The sequence below is a fragment of the Bifidobacterium longum subsp. longum JCM 1217 genome, from assembly GCF_000196555.1.
GTDB classification, from domain to species: Bacteria; Actinomycetota; Actinomycetes; order Actinomycetales; family Bifidobacteriaceae; genus Bifidobacterium; species Bifidobacterium longum.
Window position 1 is genome coordinate 1,222,531 of record NC_015067.1, and the last position, 18,379, is coordinate 1,240,909.

At 66.7% G+C, this 18,379-nt stretch carries 15 protein-coding genes; 5 read left to right on the forward strand and 10 right to left on the reverse strand.

Annotated elements, in window-relative coordinates; all coding sequences use genetic code 11:
• Window positions 1-89 precede the first annotated feature (89 nt).
• Window positions 90-3,281: an LAGLIDADG family homing endonuclease gene (locus BLLJ_RS11435; protein WP_013582744.1), complete on the forward strand. Its 3,192-nt coding sequence runs from the start codon at window positions 90-92 to the stop codon at window positions 3,279-3,281.
• A 206-nt stretch (window positions 3,282-3,487) separates the two neighbouring features.
• Here the strand turns inward: BLLJ_RS11435 and BLLJ_RS05395 are convergent, their stop codons facing one another.
• From BLLJ_RS05395 to istA, 6 genes are all read right to left on the reverse strand, one after another.
• Window positions 3,488-4,522 (reverse strand): hypothetical protein, encoded by a 1,035-nt coding sequence (locus BLLJ_RS05395; protein WP_013582745.1) that lies wholly within the window; start codon window positions 4,520-4,522, stop codon window positions 3,488-3,490.
• On the reverse strand, window positions 4,506-5,765 hold the full coding sequence (locus BLLJ_RS05400; protein WP_016507680.1) for a DEAD/DEAH box helicase: 1,260 nt from the start codon (window positions 5,763-5,765) through the stop codon (window positions 4,506-4,508). The genes BLLJ_RS05395 and BLLJ_RS05400 overlap by 17 nt, the downstream gene beginning before the upstream one ends.
• Complete coding sequence (locus tag BLLJ_RS05405; RefSeq protein WP_013582747.1) at window positions 5,762-6,544, reverse strand: DNA polymerase beta superfamily protein; 783 nt, start codon at window positions 6,542-6,544, stop codon at window positions 5,762-5,764. Before BLLJ_RS05405 ends, BLLJ_RS05400 begins: the two co-directional genes overlap by 4 nt.
• Window positions 6,541-6,861 (reverse strand): hypothetical protein, encoded by a 321-nt coding sequence (locus BLLJ_RS05410; protein WP_013582748.1) that lies wholly within the window; start codon window positions 6,859-6,861, stop codon window positions 6,541-6,543. Before BLLJ_RS05410 ends, BLLJ_RS05405 begins: the two co-directional genes overlap by 4 nt.
• Window positions 6,862-8,395: 1,534 nt before the next feature.
• Window positions 8,396-9,160, reverse strand: coding sequence for an IS21-like element ISBlo1 family helper ATPase IstB (gene istB / locus BLLJ_RS05415; protein ID WP_012472066.1), 765 nt, complete (start codon window positions 9,158-9,160; stop codon window positions 8,396-8,398).
• Between the two features lie 17 nt (window positions 9,161-9,177).
• Window positions 9,178-10,680: an IS21 family transposase gene (istA, locus tag BLLJ_RS05420; protein WP_013140934.1), complete on the reverse strand. Its 1,503-nt coding sequence runs from the start codon at window positions 10,678-10,680 to the stop codon at window positions 9,178-9,180.
• Between the two features lie 180 nt (window positions 10,681-10,860).
• Between istA and BLLJ_RS05425 the strand changes: the two genes are divergently transcribed.
• From BLLJ_RS05425 to BLLJ_RS05435, 3 genes are read left to right on the forward strand one after another with little or no spacing between them, the layout of a single operon-like run.
• The gene (locus BLLJ_RS05425) at window positions 10,861-11,631 is read left to right on the forward strand and encodes a hypothetical protein (RefSeq protein ID WP_074710120.1); all 771 of its coding nucleotides are present in this window, start codon (window positions 10,861-10,863) and stop codon (window positions 11,629-11,631) included.
• Between the two features lie 39 nt (window positions 11,632-11,670).
• The gene (locus BLLJ_RS11440) at window positions 11,671-12,720 is read left to right on the forward strand and encodes a hypothetical protein (RefSeq protein WP_013582751.1); all 1,050 of its coding nucleotides are present in this window, start codon (window positions 11,671-11,673) and stop codon (window positions 12,718-12,720) included.
• Window positions 12,721-12,739: 19 nt separating this feature from the next.
• On the forward strand, window positions 12,740-13,198 hold the full coding sequence (locus BLLJ_RS05435) for a hypothetical protein (RefSeq protein ID WP_012577532.1): 459 nt from the start codon (window positions 12,740-12,742) through the stop codon (window positions 13,196-13,198).
• Window positions 13,199-13,333: 135 nt separating this feature from the next.
• Here the strand turns inward: BLLJ_RS05435 and BLLJ_RS05440 are convergent, their stop codons facing one another.
• Window positions 13,334-13,624: a VRR-NUC domain-containing protein gene (locus BLLJ_RS05440; RefSeq protein WP_016507683.1), complete on the reverse strand. Its 291-nt coding sequence runs from the start codon at window positions 13,622-13,624 to the stop codon at window positions 13,334-13,336.
• Window positions 13,612-14,031 (reverse strand): hypothetical protein, encoded by a 420-nt coding sequence (locus BLLJ_RS05445; protein WP_013582753.1) that lies wholly within the window; start codon window positions 14,029-14,031, stop codon window positions 13,612-13,614. Before BLLJ_RS05445 ends, BLLJ_RS05440 begins: the two co-directional genes overlap by 13 nt.
• A 95-nt stretch (window positions 14,032-14,126) precedes the next feature.
• Here BLLJ_RS05445 and BLLJ_RS05450 point away from each other — a divergent pair, with 95 nt between their 5' ends.
• Entirely contained in the window at window positions 14,127-16,538 is a 2,412-nt protein-coding gene (locus BLLJ_RS05450) for a hypothetical protein (protein WP_013582754.1), read from the forward strand.
• Between the two features lie 448 nt (window positions 16,539-16,986).
• Here BLLJ_RS05450 and BLLJ_RS05455 read toward each other — a convergent pair whose 3' ends face one another.
• Both BLLJ_RS05455 and BLLJ_RS05460 read right to left on the reverse strand, forming a co-directional pair.
• Window positions 16,987-17,268, reverse strand: coding sequence for a hypothetical protein (locus tag BLLJ_RS05455; protein WP_032740835.1), 282 nt, complete (start codon window positions 17,266-17,268; stop codon window positions 16,987-16,989).
• A 36-nt stretch (window positions 17,269-17,304) separates the two neighbouring features.
• A complete protein-coding gene (locus BLLJ_RS05460) occupies window positions 17,305-18,291 on the reverse strand; it encodes a hypothetical protein (protein ID WP_016507685.1) in 987 nt (328 codons plus the stop codon).
• Window positions 18,292-18,379 lie beyond the last annotated feature (88 nt).

The following is an 18,379-nucleotide window of genomic DNA, read 5'->3' on the forward strand; positions in this document are numbered from 1 at the left end:
ACCGTGACCGCGCAAAAAACGTCGGACGGCGCGCACTCCAGGATTTCACGCCCTCCCGTAAGCGTCCGGGCCCGGCATAGCCGGCACGCATGATCAGATTCGAATACGAATACCCCGTCCGCGTGAAGACCCAGGCAGGCGACAGCGTCGAATTCGACCCGGCGAACAACGGCGGCCACCGGGCGCTCCTCGACCGGCAGATAGCGAAATGGCAGGCCGGGTATCCGGAGGCCAAGGCCGCCCGCCTCGAATTCATCGACCGGGACCGGCATGTCGCCGTCCTCGTCGACCGGCAGTCGTCCAGCGTCGACATGCGCGACGATTCCAGCCTCGAAGTCAATCTGAGCGCCGAACATTCGAAACCCAGCAAGGGCGCCGAGGTGCAGGCCGTATACGAGACGAAATACCCCGGATACCGGCTCACCGTGTTCCACCCGTACGAAGGCAAGGCGCTCCTCGAACGGCTCACGGACGCGCAGGCCACGGCCCGCGCCCAGATCGCCACCGAACTCGGCCTGCACGACTGGGATCTCAGGGTCACGCCTTTGGAGGACGGCGGATGGAAGGTCCTCCTCGACGAGGGCATCACCTACCAGCCGTCCAAAATGGACACGCGCATGGAGAAGGCCTGCCTGACCGTCGGCCGGCTCGGCTGGTGGTTTGACGCCGACCCCGACACCGGCGTCATCGAGATCCATCCCGGCGAGCCGCCCACCTTCCCCAAACTCGTCCCCTTCCCGTTCGACCGGATCGGCGACCCGACCGTCCGCGACAAGACCCCGTTCGGCATCCGACTGGCCCGCCCCGGCGAGACCGGCGAACCCGCGTTCGTCGACTGGACCCAATCCCTCGGCCTCCTTATAGCCGGATTGTCAGGTGGCGGCAAGGCTCTTCCCTTGGATGCGCGTATCCCCGTGCCCGTCTCCGAACGCTTCCCCGCCGGCTGGGCTAGGAACCGGGACCTCAAAGAAGGCGATCCGGTGTACGGGCGCGACGGGCGGATCATCCCCATCAAGGACTTCAGCGACGTGGAGGAGCTGCCCATCTACCGTCTGACCCTGTCCGATGGCCAGATTCTGGAATGCGCGGACAACCATCTGTGGACCGTATCGGATTCCGTCATGCGCCAGGCCATGTCCGACGAACGAGGCCGGGAGCGACGCGAACAGACCATCCGGCTCGTGAATCGTTTGCGTGACGAAGCGGCCACGGTCGGGGATGGCGTGAGAGCCAACCGACGCCATATCGCCATCGACCACGGGCTGCCCCCTAATGTGACCCAGAACTGCGCGGAACGGCATGATCTGGTCGGGTCGGATGGCCTGTGCGACGAGGCGGAACTGCTGCACGCCATCGCCGACGAACGCGAATCCTACGTCATGCCCGGCGGCGTATGGGCGAACACCGTCGAAACGATCCTCACTGCACGCGAGATATCGGAGAATCCGAAACCTCACGGCAAATGCTGGGGTATCCGCCTTGCCAATCCCATCGAGAATCCGGACGCCAACCTGCCGCTCGGCCCGTATTTCCTCGGCACCTGGCTTGGCGACGGCATCTCCCGTGCCGGGGCCATCTGTCTCAACGATGACGACGAACCGCATATGCAACCCGACATTCTCTCCAGTCTGGGTGGTTCGATCCGTCGCGGAAAAGTTGAACACGGGGCGCATACCTGGTTCTATGACATGGATGACGGGCGCATCCTCGTAACCGAACTCAAAAGGCTCGGCCTGTACATGGACAAGCACATCCCCGCCGTCTATCTGCGCGCCTCCAAGAGCCAGCGCCTCGCCCTGCTCCAGGGGCTCATGGATACGGACGGTTCGGTTTCCAGTCGCGGATCATGCGAACTGTGCTTCACCAATCAGCGGCTTGCCGAAACCGCATTGGAGCTCATCCGCTCCCTGGGCATCGCCGCCGGCATGCACTCCGGACGGGCGGGCTATACAAAAGACGGCGAACGTGTGGAGGCCGGCATCCGGTATCGGATCCGTTTCACCACCTCCAAACCCGTGTTCCGCTTGCCCCGCAAACTGGCACGGCTCAAGACCGACACCCGTTCCACGCAGGATTGGCTGTACATCACGTCCTGCGAGCCGACGGGGCGCACGGAGCCGGTCCGCTGCCTGAACGTGGCGACCGACGACCACCTGTTCCTCATGGGCGGGTTCGTGCCCACGCATAACAGCGTCACCATCAATGACGTGACCACGTTGGGCATCGGCACGGGCGCGGAACTGTACGTGATCGACCATTCCACGAAGGCCACCGACTACTACTGGTGCCGGCCGTGGATCGCGGACCGGGGCTGGGGCGCGGATTCGCTGCTCCAGACCGCCGGACTGTTGAAATGGCTGCTCGACGACATCGAGGACGGCGGCGAGCGCGCCAGGGCGTGGAAGAGCCACGGCTGGCAGAACTGGTACGACGACCTGTCAGACGAGGACAAGAGACGATACCCGTACCGGCTGATCGTCGTGGACGAGCTGTCCCAGCTGACGGTCGGCGCGAAGGATGCGACCAGCCTGCCGAAGAACCCGCTGCCGCCGGTCATGGAGAAGATGTTCGAACAGCAGGTGAAGGCGCTCATCCTGTCCACCCTGATCCGCATCCTTCAGATCGGCCGAGCCTATGGCTACCGGGTGGTGGTCGCCACCCAGATCGCGTCGTCGACGACGGGCATGCCGCCCGCGTTGCGCGGCAACCTGGGCAACAAGGTCATCATGGGCGCGAAGGTCAACGACGCGCAGAAGAACCTGATCTTCAACATCGCGAAGGACGTGCCCGACATTCCGGCGAACGTGATCGACGAGGGCGTGTCCAAGGGCGCGGGCCTGAGCGAGATGGAGGGGCAGCCGCCCTACGATTTCAAGAGCTCGTTCCCCATGCTTGGGCATCATGCGGGCGTGGCGGCGCTCGGCAAGGCTTTGGCCGAACGGATCGGCCTGCCCGACGGGATCGGCATGGACGAATACCTCGACTCCCTGGACAAGGACACGCCTTCGAACCCGGAGTTCGAACAACGGGTCATGGAACGCATCCGGTTCCCCGAGGCGGAATCATATCTGCGTTTCCCGTTCCTGCAGGCCATCAAGGACAAGTGGGATGAAAGCCTCGACGAGTACGGGGGCGGCCCGGCCGATGCCGGATCCGGGGGGAACGGGGATGACGGCACCGCACCCGCCGGCCGACCGGTCGCACCGGCCGCCTCCGGCCCGGAACCGTCCGGCCCGCTCATGGACGCGGCCGAACTGGCGCGCATCATGCGCCGGGGCTGATCCGGATCCCGGTCTCCGGGCCCATCCTGTTCCAATCGGCCAGCCAAACGACGATCCGATCATCATCATGCATGTACCAGGCCGGCCGTTCAGAAGCGCAAACCGACCGTATCGCACTGATACGGGACTCCCATGCCTCAGGCATGGGAGGACGTCAACGTATCGGCTTCCGATGCTAGCGCATGCGCCTTGTCCCCGGCCGGTGGTCATCCATGCGCCGGATAAGCGTCCCGTGGCGTCCCGTCGTCGGCGATGCTCGCCCAATGGTATCCGTAGGCGACGTGATCCGGGTCGCCCGCCACATGCCCGATGTTGGTGGCCGACCCGGCGGGCAGTCCCAATGCGACTGCGGCGGCGCGCAACGACGGGTATATGGTTCCCGTCTCCACGCAGCGGATGGCGTGCCGGTTGCCTTTCGGCGCGGATCCCGCCCTCAGCCGGGCCAGGAGCGCCGGATCAGCCGAGGCCAGCCGGGCCAGCCATTCCGGGCTCGCCCAATGGAAGCCGCCGGCGCGGCGATCCGGATTGTCTCGCACATGGTTGATCAGGTCGCGCATGCCGGGCGTGTTCCTTGTCCGGCCCGTCAGGGCCAGGGTTTCGGCGGCGCGCATCGCGTCCCCGTATTCGACGCCCGTCTCCACGCATACGACCGGGCCGCGCAGCATGGTCTCGCGCATCGTCCTGCGCCAGGCGGCGAGCAGGCCGGGATGCCGGCGGCGTATCCGCCCGTACGTGACGCCGTCGACCCAGTGGACGCCCCCGTTCCGCCTGTCCAGCCGGTTGCGCTTCTGCAACCGGGATACGGGCATGCCATGCGCTTCGGCGGCCAGCGTCATCGTGTCGTACGCCTCCCCCGTTTCGGCGCACACCCACAGTCCCCTGAGCCGCTCCCCCTCCACAAGCCCCCGCAGCCGGCGGCGGCCTTGTTCGCCCAGCGCATCCCAGCGTCCGGCGGAAATCCAGTGCGCGCCGCCGGCGCTGCGACGCCATGGCTGCGCGCTTCTGGCCGCCACGCTGATCCTGCCCACGGCCGCCCCGGTCTCATCATGGGCGGCCTTCAGCGTGTCGAACCGTCTGCCGTCCTCGATGCGCACCACGCCGGACAACCGTCGCGGCTCGAACTCGAATCCCGCGGCCTCCAGACGACGGGTCTGCCCCGCGTCGAGCCGGCCATGCCGCCACGCGTCGCGGATCCGCGCCGCATACGCCTGGTATCGTCTGGCTTCAACGCTTGTCGCCACGGCGTTCCCCCAATCGTCGGATCACGTATTCGATCTTCCCGTCCATGCTCATGCCCAGCATGTCCTCCAGACGGGAGGCGAGGATGCGGATGTCGGCCGTCTCGTCCACGATCCGCATGCCCGCCAGCGGGTTTCCGGCATCCATATCCGCGCCGCCGGCCGCATCCGCGGGGGTTCCATGGGCGAGCAGCCATCCCAGCCCCGAATAATTGTCCGATATGTCGAACACGAGGGGCGTCCGGTTGCCCGTCGCGTCCAGGACGCGCCCCAACTGCTGGAGGTACACGTGCGGGCTTGTGGTGGCGCGCAGCATGACGATCGCGTCCACGCCGTCCAGATGCACGCCCTCGTTGAGCATGTCCACGCAGTACAGGATCTTCCGCCCCGGCGCCGAATCCGCCTCGAACGCGCGGATCGCGCCGTCGGGCCGCCCGTACCGGCTGTGGATCGCGTAATCCCTCGCATCCGGGCCGAACCATTCGCGGGCATGGGCGCGCGCCCCCTCCAGCCGGGTCAGGTCGGTGCAGAACACGATGACGTGCGCGTCCGGCGGCAGGCGGCGGGCGAACATGGCGTCGACGCCTGCCATGCCCGTCACGGCGCGGCGCAGCCGTTCGAACAGGCGGCGCGCGTCCGGCGTCCCGCACCGTTCCACGCGGGGGCGGACGCGTCCGATGAGCGCATCCCCCTCGTATCCGGCGATGACGTATTCGGGGACGGGCAGTATCCGTCGCGCCCATGCCTCGCTCAATGTCATGCGGGAGGCGACCCGCCCGTCGAACAGCTCGTCGGTCATGTCCCTGGCCCCGTCCCCGTACCGTCTGGGCGTGGCCGACAGTCCGACGATCCTCGCCCCGGGGTTCGCGTCCAGGAGACGGCGCACCCCCGCGCCCCAATGGCGGGCCCCGCAATGATGGTATTCGTCGAGGATGATCAGGTCCGCATGCGGCATGGGGTTCCCGCGGCGCGTGCCGATCATCAGCTTCGCGTAGGTGAGGACCGTCACCCGGTCGGCCCGGAAGCCCGGGATGTCCCGTTCCAGGCATGGCAGCCGGCCGTCGGTGATGGTCCTTGACGGAGTGCACCAGATGACGTCCCATGACGGGCGGGCGGCGATGAGCGCGGCGGCGACGTAGGATTTGCCGGTCCCGGTCGGCTGGATGACGGCCGCCCTGTCCGTCATGTCGAGCATGGCCTCCAGTCCGCGCAATGCGGTCCGATTATGCGGGAGCAGTCCGTTCATGCCGTCGGGTATGCGTTCCCCTCGCGTTTCTCGAACGTTTCGAGCATGGCGGGCACGCCTTCCATGGGGAACGTGGCCGTCGTGCCGAGGATGACGCCCTTCAACAGGTTCGCGGCCACATGCTCCGCCTCCCGGACGGCTTTCGTGTTCGAGGCGGGACGCCGGTGCGCGGCCGCGTACTCGCGCATGACGGGCAGTTGGCGCGCCAGCTCGTCGTCATGCATGCCGTGCGCGCGGATGCGCCGCAATTCCGCGAGGTCGTCGTCCGGCAGGCGGCACGGCCATGGGGCGGACGGGTCCGCGCAGACGAGGCCGGCGGCGAGCATGAGCCGCATCGATTCCGCCTGCATTTTCCGCCGCCGCCGGGCGTCCATGTCCCGTTCCAGCAGATGCAGGTTCGAGGCGACGTTGCCCAACGCCATGTCCACGGTCCGCCGTGTCGCCAGACCGGCCGCCAGGGGCTTCAGACCGTCCGGCAGCCCCGCGTCGAGGAGCAGGCACCCGTCCGGCAGGGACAGGGCCTCGAGCATGTTCGGGGATCCCTTGGCGACGCCTTTCAGGAACGCGACGGGCGTCATGATGGTGATGTCGGGATCGTGCAGCCCGATCGTCGCGTCCGCGCGATCCAGGAGGATGTCCTCCGGATCCGGCGCGATGACGATCCTCAGGTCGATGTCGCTGTCCGGACGGGCGAGCCCGTGCGCGTGGCTGCCGCCCACCCATGCGGCGAGCACGCGACGGGCCATGTGGGGTGCGAGCGCCTGTTCGAAACGGTTCATCGTTCGATTCCCAACGATTCGAGGTAGTCGTCGCCGAGCCGGGCGGCCTGCCGGCCTTCGCGGCTGTGGTTGATGCGGTCGGCCACGTCGCACGCCTCGCGGACGAGACCGGCGAACAGGCGGGCGTCGCCGGCGTCGCGGGCGCCGATGCCGGTCCATGCGATGCGGGCCTTGCCGTATTCCATGCGGATGGTCACGCAGGCCGGTTCGCCGAGGCGCGTGGCGTCCGTCCCGTTGTCGATCCGGTATGGGCGTTCCGGGTCGTCGAGACGGTGGACGGTGAAGTGTTCTGTGGAGAATGCGATGCGATCGTTCATGGAGGGATGCATGCGTCCCCGCGGACGGGTTCCGTCGGGCTTTACATTATTGTAAAGCCCCGGCCCCGGACTTTACAATATTGTATAGTTTTCCGGCCCGTTTTGTATGCGTGTATGCATCTGTATGCATCCGGGGATGCATACAGAAAAAGCCCGGAAAAAGCCCGAAAACCCTTATATATAAAGGGAAAAACAGAATTCCTTTCTCTTGTATGCATTGTATGCATCAATATAAGGGGTTTCTTCCCTTTTTCCCGAATCCCCTATAAGGGAACGATGCATACAATGCATACACGCCCCCGGACCATCCCCGGAACGTCGGAAACAAGCCGAAACGGGAAGAGAAGATGTATGCATCCCCGGATGCATACGGATGCATACACGCGCCCCGGAATGCATACACGGCCCGGGGCCGGCGACCGCCGGCCACCGTTTTGCCGTGAGGGTGCCCCGCCTTTAGGCGTGGGGAGGACGTCAAGCGATCCTCCGATCCGTTTCGCCGGGCTCCCCGGGGGTTCGCGATGCTGTGGAGCCGCATGCGCGGGACCGTGTATGCATTCCGGTTCGCGTGTATGCATTTGTATGCATCCGGGGATGCATACAGAAAAAGCCCGGAAAAAGCCCGAAAACCCTTATATATAAAGGGAAAAACAGAATTCCTTTCTCTTGTATGCATTGTATGCATCAATATAAGGGGTTTCCTTCCTTTTTCTCGAATCCTCTATAAGGGAATGATGCATACAATGCATACACGCCCCCGGACCATCCCCGGAACGTTGGAACCAAGCCGAAACGGGAAGAGAAGATGTATGCATCCCCGGATGCATACGGATGCATACAGGCCGGCCGGAATGCATACACGGCCCGGGGCCGGCGACCGCCGGCCACCGTTTTGCCGTGAGGGTGCCCCGCCTTTAGGCGTGGGGAGGACGTCAAGCGATCCTCCGATCCGTTTCGCCGGGCTCCCCGGGGGTTCGCGATGCTGTGGAGCCGCATGCGCGGGACCGTGTATGCATTCCGGTTCGCGTGTATGCATTTGTATGCATCCGGGGATGCATACAGAAAAAGCCCGGAAAAAGCCCGAAAACCCTTATATATAAAGGGAAAAACAGAATTCCTTTCTCTTGTATGCATTGTATGCATCAATATAAGGGGTTTCTTCCCTTTTTCCCGAATCCTCTATAAGGGAATGATGCATACAATGCATACACGCCCCCGGACCATCCCCGGAACGTCGGAAACAAGCCGAAACGGAAAGAAAAGATGTATGCATCCCCTGATGCATACGGATGCATACAGCCCGCCCGGAATGCATACGCGCCCCGGGGCCGGCATAGCCGCGCCGCATGAACGGCTTGAGACCATACGCGGTCCGGTTCACGGTGTCCGCCTCCCTGTGGATGACGACCACCGGCGACGAGGTGTGTTTTAGCAAGTTGGCGTCCGCTTTGTGAGCGGTGTTTTTCCGCAGTGTAGGCAGCGGGTTTTCCGCAGGGTGTGCGGTATCGGCCGCTGCCTGTCTGCGTTGTGTTGGTTATTTGGTCATGAGGGCGTGTTCGCTTCGGTAGGAGCGGCCCTCGAATCTGATGAGCCGTCCGTGGTGGACGGTGCGGTCGATGAGGGCGGCGGCCATGTTCTTGTCGCCGAGCACGCGTCCCCATCCGCTGAATTCGATGTTGGTGGTGTAGATGATGCTCCTTGTCTCGTAGGAATCGGAAATGATCTGGAAGAGGAGCCTGCTGCCCTCCTCGTCTATGGGCAGGTAGCCGAACTCGTCGATGATGAGAAGTCGGGCCTTGCCGATGCTCGCGAGTTCCCGGTCGAGCCGGTTCTCCTGCTGGGCGCGGCGCAGACGCATGAGCAGTCCGGTCGCGGTGAAGAAGCGCACCGGGACGCCCCGCTCGCAGGCGAGCCGTCCGATCGCGATGGCCAGGTGGCTCTTGCCGGTGCCGACGGGCCCGTAGAGCACGAGGTCCTCGCATCCGGCGACGAAGTCGAGGTTCTCGAGCTGCGCGCGCCCCCAGTCGGCGGGCATCTTCAGGTTGGTCCAGTCATAGCCGTCGAGGGTCTTGTCGGCGGGGAAGCCGGCCTGTTTGAGCAGGCGCAGGCGTTTGGATCGCTCGCGCGAGTCGAGTTCGGCCGTGAACCATCGTTCGATGAAGTCGAGCTGGTTGGGCGTGGCCTCGGCGAGCGTGCCCGCGAGCACGCTGCGTGTCAGGGTCAGGCTGCGGCTCATCTTCAGGATCCTCTCGCTCTTCTCGGTCGTGGACGCGCGACGGCGGCGGGTCTCCGGGATCACCGGATCGGGTCTGACGCTCACCGTTCTTCCCCTCCGTCGTCCGTGCCGGTGATGAACCGGTCGTAGCCGCTCAGGTCGGGCTCCTCGATCCCGCCGGGGTATTCCCACTCGCCGTCGCGCATGCGCAACGCGATAGGGGTGAGCGAGTCCGCGTGCAGGCCCATGTCCCTGTTCGAGCGCAGGATCTCGCCGCACGCCTGCATCGCGGGATCGAACCCGGCCGCCCGGCACGCGTCCCCGATCGCTTTGAGGCTCTCCCTCAACGTCTTTTCGTCCATGGAATCAAGCCACGCGCGTATATCGTCGGGCACGTCCGGGCGGATCGAGCTTTCCCGCCACGCGCGGGGTTTGACCGCGAGCCGGGGAAGCACGAGCGCGGGATCCTCCACATTGCGCGACCGTCCGTACTGTCTGGGATACTCCGCGAAGAGCTCGCCGGTGGCGGGCGAGGTGAGCGTGACCGTGTCCCACCGGATCGCGGCCAATACCCTGGAACGCGCCGAATCGGGGCCGGCGAGGTACCGGTTCGAGTCGATGTCGACCAGCCCGTACTTGTCGGCCGTCCGGCTTTCCCAGCGAACCGGGTCGAACGCCGTGGACGGCAACGGCATCAACGCGGCCCTCTCCTCGTCGAACACCTCGGCCACGGGCACGTCCAGCAACCTCGGGCAATACGAGTCCCTGGCGAGCCCGTCGCACCGCTCCAGCAGGAGACGGCTCAACTGCCCATACGATTCCGCGCGCATGGGCGGCACCATGAGATTGCGCCGCAAAAACCCGACCGCGTTCTCCACGCTGCCCTTCTCGTTGCCCGAATACGGGTTGCAGAACCGGACCTCGAGCCGGTAATGCGCCACGAACGCGGAGAACACCCCGGTCAACGCGACCTCGCCCTTCGCGTTGCGCCGGCCGGCACCGGTCGCGTTGTCCATCACGATCACGGGAGGAACACCCCCGATATGCTCGAACACGAGCATCAGGCCATGGCACAGACACTCCGCGTTCTCGCCCGGCAACGCCACGCACAACCGCATGTTCGAATACGGCAACGAGACCACCAGGCAATGCACGTCCGCCATCTCGCCAGCGATCCGGGCCCGGGCCACGCCGAAATCGACCTGCATGCTGCCCGCCGCCCACTCGAGCCGCACGTACCCCTCGCGATCCGGCACGCCGCGGTTCGCCTCGCGCCACCGGTGCACGTAACGCATCGTGGTCGAATACTCGCCGTCGTAATCCGTCTCCGCCAGCAGACGGTCGTGCACGCGCCTGATCGTGTGCCGCTGCTTCCTGGGCAGCAGACGATCGGCCTCCAGCCACTCGTCCACCAGATGCGCGTACGGGTCGATCTTCGACCCGTACCTGCGATCCGCCTTCGGCTTGGGCGAGCAATCCTCCATATCCGCGTACTTCGCGACCGTCCCGCGATCCACGTGAAGACGCCGCGCTATCTGCGCGCGCGACATTCCCTGCCGGTCGAGTCTCCTGATATCTTGCACAATGGGCATCGGTATCGCCATGTTCCTTTCCTTCCCGAGCGCCGGCCGGCGGCAACCGGCCGAATCAAAACCGATTGGCAACTCGGGAATATACAGGCGGCGGCACCGATGCCTATCACATCACCGGGAAACGATGACGACACCGGGGAAAACCATCAGCCCACACTACGGAAAAACACTGCCGAACCTGTCGAACAAACATTGAAGCAAAACAACGAGGACGTGATCGAACGGAAACGGCGGCGGGGACGCCTGCGCGCCTACGGACGGCAGGTGTGGCGGGAGGCGAAGACCGCGGGCGCGCCCCGGGTCAACCGGTACATGATGCTCGTCACCGTGGGGGGACGCCCGGAAAGCCCCGTGCTCGCCGCCGAGACCCTGAAGCCCCTGATCGACGCGGGCACGGACGAGGCCCTGTGGCCGGACGACGACCCGTACCATCGCGTGATGACCTGCTATCTGAGGGATCCCCGCCCCCTGCCGGGCGGCCGGGCGGAACTGTTCATCTGGGTGATCCCATTGGCCCCCGGCGTCGACCCGCTGGCCCGGCTGCTGGCCCGCGTGCCCGGCTCCAAAGCGACCCTGGCGCGCGCCACGTTCGGCGAGGATTCGTGGCTGACCAGCAACATGCGCATGACGGCCCGGGAGCGCAAGGCGATGCAGACGCGTGCCATGCGCGCCTGCCAAGGCGCATGGCACGCGAGCCCGGGCGCCTGCTGCGGCGTCGTCTGCCAGGTCCGCTACCCGGATCCGAGACGCGAATACAAGGGCGATCCGGACAACGTGGCGGAGACGGCGACCGCCATGTGGGGCGTCGGCGTCATGCAGGGCCTCCTGCCCGCCAGCCCGGGCGTCTTCTGCTTCATGCTCGCCGACGGGGAATCCGAACCGAAGCACCATGATCTCGACATGCTCGCGTTCACCGTGCCGTCCGACGCGGACTGGCCCCGCCTGCTGCTCGGGGACGCATAGGAGCATGGCGAAAACGCAACCGACCGGAGGGAGGCCGTCATGGTCATGGACAGGCATAACAGGAGCCACAAGCCGAAGGGCACGCCCGACGGCGGCCGATACGAGGCGAAAAACGGTTCGGCCGGGTCGGATGACGTGGCCGAACCGTCGGGGGCGGACCCGTCGGCCCGCATCATCGGCTCGCACGAACCCCTCACCGGGGATGACATCGAGTACATTCGCACCGTCTCCGGCCCCGACACGATCGGCCTGATGGCCGCCCACCGGCCCGAGGTGGACGCGTGCCTCGCGTCGAATCCGAACCTCACGGAGGATGACGTGGACAGGCTCGTATTCCGGCAGAAGTCGAATTCGGCACGCGCGGACACGGTGTCCGGCGCCTGCATGCGCCCCGTCATGTCGGACGCGTTCCGCGACCGCTGCGTGGGCTGGATGCGCGACCAGACCCCGCGTATCAGGCACGCGGCCATCGACGCGATAGGCTCCAACCCGCACGCGGCTCCCGAACTCGTCAAGGAAAGCCTGTGGGCCGACCCGTGCATGCGGCAGGCCGTCCGCGTGGCCGCGAACCCGGCGGCGGACGATTCGACGCTCGCCCTCGCCGTCAACATCCACCCGCGCGACAGCAGCGTGTTCGCGGGCAAGGTGCTCCGCCATCCGCATTGCGGCCCCGACGCGCTGCACGCCATCGACGAGAGGACCACGGACCCGTGGATCCGAGAACGCGTGTGGAGCCATCCGCGCATGGACATGGCGACGCTCGCCGACTGGAAGAGCCACGTGTCCTACGACCGGTACGAGGCCGCGTTCGGCGCGGCCATGAGCCCGAAGCTCGACTTCGCGCTCGCCTCAAGCCTTGCATCCTTGAACAATCCGGATGTGGACAGGCGGCTCGCCTACAATCCGAGGACGCCGTCGGAGCTGCTGGGCTCGTTCGCCGGACGCGGCGACCGTCAGACCGACCTGAACCTGGCCGGCAATCCGAGCCTGCCGTTGGCGAGCCTCAAGGTGCTGCGCGACCGGTATCCGGACGATTCCGACATGCATGCCATACTGGCCGGCAATCCGGTCCTGAGCGGCCTGCGCTGAAAAGGAAAGGAAAACCATCATGGTCATGGACAGGAACAACAGGAGCCACAGGCCGAAGGGAACGCCCGACGGCGGCCGGTACGAGCCGAAGAACGCCGCCGGCGTATCGGGGGATGTGGCCGCGCCCCGGAACACGCCGGACCCGCATGATCTGGCCGCGATCTTCGACCGGCCGGACCTGGCCCGCCAAATCGACTTCACGCTCGCGGACGGCAGCCATGTCAACGGGTACGCGATGGACTGCGAACGCCTCCCCCGCGAGCATGTGCCCGCCGGGTGGCATGTGTACGCGATCATGGAAAGCGAATCCGACGACGACGATCTGGACATCATGACCATCAGGGAGAACACGTGGGTGAATCATCGCATGGATTTCGCCACCGACCGGGACCTGACCGGCGTCATCGACGATCCCTCGTTGGAGAACGTGGCGGACTGGGGGTTCACCGACCGGACGCTTGCCGACGATCTCGCCTGATGTCAACGACCGCAATGACGAGCATTGCGGCTTGTCCCTGTCCGGTAGTGCCAATGGAAACCGCGACGGCCCCGCATTCCGGAAGGGAGGCGGGGCCGTCGCGCATGCATTGCGGCCGTGAAGACGCGCCCCGGACTATCCGACCTCATCCCCCATGATCATGTCGAAGAACGCGTCCGGATCGTCCACGACCCACACGTGGAAGCCGCGTGTTTCGAGTTTCGCGAACATGGCGCTCTGGCTGGCCCTGGGCTTTCCTCCCGGCCGTTTCAGTTCCACGAGATACAGCCTGCCGCCGGGCATGAACAGGAGACGGTCGGGCACGCCCAACCGTCCGGGCGACACCCATTTCAGGGACAGTCCCCCATGCCGTCTCGCCAGCATGTTGAACCGGCGTTCCACCGTGTTCTCCCTCACCGCCGCCATCCGAACCCCCTCCGCGCGTCCGGCCCGTCCGGCTCGACGGGGAGCATGCGGATCAGGCGCGCCCGTTCCGGGAAGCCGGCCGCCTCCAGGACGCGCGCATCCAAGTCCGTGCCGAGCACGCGCAGCGTCTCCGCGTCCAGATCGGTCCGGGTCGCGAGCACGCGGCGCACGCGCGCATCCCGGTCATGGGCGAGCGTGGACATCAGCGCCGCGTCCAGGCCGGGCCGGGCGGCCACGCGGGCGCGCACGCAGGCCGCCGGATCATCCGCCAGACGTTCCACGACACGGTCGGGCAGCGGCATGCCCGCCGCATGCGCGCGCACCACCGGATTCGGGTCGAACGCGGCCCGACGCGCGTCCCCCGACCCGTCCAGCAGGGCCAGGACCCTGTCATGCCAATCATCCATGCCCCATCGTATGCGTTGCGCGGTTGCGCATAGACGCATTCCGACGCGTGCGGGGCCGGTTCCAGGCCCGCACGACGATTCGGAAAAGGAGAACCATGGACAAACGAATCAGCAGGACCCTGGCCGCGACGCTCGCCGCGGCCACCCTGGCCGGCGGGACGGCCGCACCCGTCTGGGCCGACCAGCCGACGGCGGGCGGGGCGGCGACCCGCACCGGACAGCGCGCGCCCATCGCCGGCCTGGCCGGCGTGACGGCCCGGTGGAGGGACGCGCAAGGCGGCACCGGCCCCGTCACGGGATTCGATCCGGCCAACGGGAGGGGAGGCGACGTGCCCGCCGGCACGACCGCGGTCACCCTTGACGGCCTGCCCGACGGATGGACCCAATCCGTCTCCAAGGACGATCCGCTGACCGTCACCCTCGCCGCGCCCGATCAGGCCCAGTCCCGCACCTACACGTTCCGCGCCGTGTCCGCCGCCGACCGGTTCAGGGAATCATTGAAGAAGGCCGAAACGATCCGCGACGACAGGGACGCGACGGACGCGTACGACCGGGCGAGCCTCGACGCGCTCGGCAAGGCGATCGGCGACGCGGGGAAACTGGACGCGGACACCGCCGGCGACCAGATGCTCGCCAAGGCCGCGGACGGCCTCGACCAGGCGGTCGCGGGCCTGCGCGTCGTCAACTGGACGTTCCACGGCCAGACCCTCGCCTACGACGTCGCGTCGAAGACGTGGACGCCCGCCACCCCGTTGGGCCAGGCGCCCGGCACGGACGAGAAGATCACGGGCGGCAGCACGTCCAACCGGATCGAAGTGTCGACCACGGCCTCCGCACCCGACGTCAGGAACACGCTGGCCGGCGTCACCGAAACGGATCAGGTCCTGACCGCGTCCCACGGCGGCGAATCGTTCCGCATCCCCATACGCATCGTCCAGGGCACGGAGATCACGTTGAAGGACGGGACCCGTTTCACCGGTTCGGAGAACGGCTCCGAATGGACCGTCACCGACACCGGCCACCGGCTCGACAAGGACAACATGCCCGACACGGACAAGGTGGAACTGTCCGACGGATCGACGCTCCCCGTCGCCTGGGGCAAGGCCACGCTCGACCCGTCGGGCGCGGCCGGCCCCGTATGGACCATGAGCGGGAAGGCCACGCGCACGCTCGACAACGGGCAGACGCTCACGGTGAACCTGACCGCCAGCCGCGCCTGGGACGCGAAACTCAGCATCGGCGTGGAGCATCGGACCGCCGACGGGAACACGACCCTCATCCCCGGCGTCGACCTGGAGGACGCGACCGCCGCGGACACCCCGTTGGACGTGACCCTGCCCACGCTCCCCTACGCCGCGGCCGGCGACCAGTACGCGCCCGCCGTGACCGGCGGCGACGACGCGACGGTCACGTTGAAACCCACCGGGCTCGGCGATGACGGGATGCGCGTGTTCACCGGCACCGTCAAGGCGACCAGGACGGACGGCACCATCGTGACCCGCAGGTTCACGATCCGCCAGCCGTTCGACAAGCCGTCCAGGACCGTCGGCGCGCCGGACGCCGCACTGGACGGGCTGCTCGTCAACGGCCAGCCCATCCAAGGGTGGGATCCCGACATCCTCGAATACACGATCACCGCGGGCGAGGACGACAAGGTCACGGTCAGTCCCAGGGCGAAGGCCGGGCAGACGGTGAAGGCGTCCGACACGACCCTGACCGCGCACAGCACCGTCCAGCATTGGACGGTGACCGGGCCGGACGGCGGGAACCGTACGTACACGGTCACGCTCGTCCGCGACCACAGGACCCCCACCGCGGACGAGGCGTTCAAACCCTCCGATCCGAAGGACACGGGCGGCACCCGGGAGGCTCCCGGCCCGGACACGGCCACGCTGAAAAGCGTCGGCTGGACGAAGGACGGCACGTACCACGCGGAGAAGGGCGACGAATACCTGATCCCGGAGGGCGGCTCGTTCGCCTACGAATCGTACCTGGGCCAGATCGTGAAGATCACGCCGGGCCGCGACCACGGCATGACGTGGAAATACCGGATCGGGGTGCTCGCCCCCGACGGCGTCACCTACCGGACGCGTACCGTCACGGTCACCTACCTGACGGAGGCGACCCACAGGGCGGGCCTGACCGGGTTGAGTGTCGACGGGCGCGACGTGGACGGGTTCTCGCCGGACAGGCTCGAATACACGGTCGGGGTCGCCAACCCGGAACGCTACGTGGTCACCCCGTCGTGGGACAAGCAGACGGGCATGAGCGTCACCAAGCATGTGGACGGCGCGGACACGACGCTCACCGTGACCAGCGCCGACGGGCTGACGTCCGTCGTCTACAGGGTGCACGTCGAATACGATGCGGGGCTCGCCGCCACCGGCGCGGGCGTGACGGGCGTGATCATGATCGCCGTCGCCGCCGTCCTGGCGGCCGCCGGCACATGGTTCGCGTCCCGGCATAAGCCGCATGATCCGGACGGGGACACGGACGCGACCATGTGATCCGGATACCCATACGCGCGGGAAGGCCGGATGCGGGGGGCGCGTGTTCTCCCCGCATCCGGCCTTCCCGCGCGTATGTTCACACTGTTGGTCAAACAGGGCGGTATCCGTTATGAGGTGACACCGGGTGGTCAGAAGGTATACGATCCGCATGAGATCGACCGGTACATGGCCGAACGTCAAGGCAAGCCGATCCCCGAGGGGAAGCTCGTGTTCTATGTGCGTGACAGTGAGGGGAACATCGTTCGCATGAACACGCAGGTGGAACGGTTGACGGTCGCATACGGCAAGCCGGTGAGGGGCCGGCATCCTTCCACTCCCAAGGACTACCAGGAGTGGCGACGGCGACTATCCGGAATAAAAGGAAGCAGACAACCACCGTCACACTACGGGCCAGCGTTGCCATGCAGTTATGGCAGGAACCACAACTACCTCATCCCGAATAACCCTAGGCGGCCGGGTCGAGGGCCGCGGCCCGCCTGGTGGCGAGCATGCCCGCACGGCACATGATCGACGCCTGGGCGGGCGTCAGGCCGCCGCCGAACCGTCCCATGAGACGGAACGCGTCCTCCATTAGAATCCGGTCCGTTCCGGGCAGTGTTTCCAGGCATCTGGCGGCGCGGGCGAACACTTCCGCATCATGCTCCAGCATGGCGTACGCGTCCATCATGCGCGTCCCGCCCTCACGGCTGATGCTCTCCGCCGCGCGATCCCAATCCATTCCGGTCATGCCCCCGTATATGCGTTCCGGCCACCCGCCTGTCGCTCAGCCATGCCAATGCCCGCGCATGCGCTCCGGCAGCCGCCATGAGGCGGCGTTCGGCAGGCCGAACACGCGGCCGAGCCTGTCCATGTCATGTCCCGTCCACCCGTCCAGGGGGACGGGAATGCCGGGTGAGGGCGTCCACCCGTCCGTCATGAAACCGCCGGCCATGACGGACGCCGCGTCGCCCGCATGCTGGCGGGAGCGTGCCGCGCACAAGCCGTCCAACCGTTCCAGGATCCCCGTGTTCCCGTCGCCGCGGCCGGCCGACAGCCACAGGACATGCGTGTTCCGGCAGGCCGGATGGTCGAGCACCCTGTCCCACCGGCGGAACTTCGTCTCCAATGACTGTCCGGTGGACGCGGTCAGTTCCACGCATACGAGCAGGCCCTCGCCGATGAGCGCCAGATCGGGGCCGCCATGGCCCATGATCGGATCATCGCAGATCCGGTCGAACCGGCACCACGCCTCCCCCGCGGTCAGCCACCCGTCGCGCCGGGCGCGGATGGCGAGCCCCGTGCAGATCAGGTTGTGCCGGTCGTACTGGCGTTGCCCGCGCAAAGGGCCCGGCCCGATGTCCGCGATCTCGACGGGCGTGAGGCCCAGCCGGCGCAGTTCCGGGTCGATCGCGTGGTGGACGGGCAGGCGGACGGCCATGAAGCCCGCGCTTTTCGGCCCCCATCCGCCGCGCCCGTTCACGTTGATGGGGAAGCCCAGGTCGATGAGGCGCATGCCGGCGAGCATCATCCACAGCGTGGACCGCGGGTCGGCGGGCAGCCGCGGGTCGAGCTCGTGGAGTTGGCTTGTCTCGCAGGTCCTGTGCGAGCGGATGAGCGCGAGCGCCGCCCCCGTGACGGGGGCATGCCGTTCCAGCCATGCGAGCGCCCTCTCCCGGTCGGGGAGCCATGCGGGAGGGTCGGCCACGCGGCTGTCCCACCAGTTGAGGGCCGATCCCGCCGACCACCATGATTCGTCGAAAGCGTCGAACATGACGGCCGGCTATGCGGGTCGTCCGCGTACGGCGTGTCGCCTTGCGCCGGCCGGGATGCGGGGTGGTGGCGAAACGCATGGTATGTGT